Origin of the sequence: Tersicoccus phoenicis (genome assembly GCF_001968835.1) — a bacterium.
Classification (GTDB): domain Bacteria; phylum Actinomycetota; class Actinomycetes; order Actinomycetales; family Micrococcaceae; genus Tersicoccus; species Tersicoccus phoenicis.
This window is the reverse complement of the sequence record NZ_MRDE01000113.1, coordinates 1-680: the sequence shown is the minus strand read 5'-3', so window position 1 is coordinate 680 and position 680 is coordinate 1. Positions and strand designations below refer to the sequence as shown.

The window sequence follows — 680 nt, the reverse complement described above, 5'->3', positions numbered from 1 at the left end:
CACGGCGGTGCAGATCGCTGAGTCGGTCGCGGGCAGGCGGCGGATCGTTCGCCACGTCGGCTCCGCGCATGATCAGGCTGAGCTTGGTCTGCTGATCGATGAAGCGCACCGGTTGCTGGCTGACGACCAGCAAGGAACTCTCGATTTGGGGATCACCCCGGCCGTCCCGAGCGCGGTACTGATTCCACCCGCGGCGCCGACCGGGTTGTTCGCCGGCACCGATTCGGCCTCTGCCCGGTCGTTGGTGCCACGCCCCCGGGTTGTGAAGACGTCGTCGGCGCTGCTCTACGAGGTCTTGGCCGGTGTGTATGCCGGTCTCGGGTTCGACGTCGTGGCCGATGAGGTCTTCCGCGATCTGGTGATCGCCCGGGTGGTCGAGCCGACCAGTCTGCTCGACGTGGACCGGGTGCTGGCGGAGATGGGACGCGTGTCGGCGAGTCTGTCGACCCGCAAACGCACCCTGCGCCGCGCTCACGCAGGCGCGTACCGCGACCAGGTCGCCACCGCGTGTTTCCGCCACGCCGTGGCTGGCAGCGATGTGTCCCTGGTGCTGTACGACGTGACCACGCTGTATTTCGAGGCGGAGAAGGAAGACGACCTGCGCAAGGTCGGCTACTCCAAGGAACGGCGCGTCGACCCGCAGATCGTGGTCGGCCTGCTCGTAGACCGACGGGGATTTC

General features: G+C 67.4%; 1 protein-coding gene. It reads left to right on the top strand.

Features of this window, described 5'->3' with window-relative positions; all coding sequences use genetic code 11:
* On the top strand, nt 1-680 hold a 680-nt coding region (locus BKD30_RS15215; protein ID WP_456243295.1), incomplete at both ends, for an IS1634 family transposase.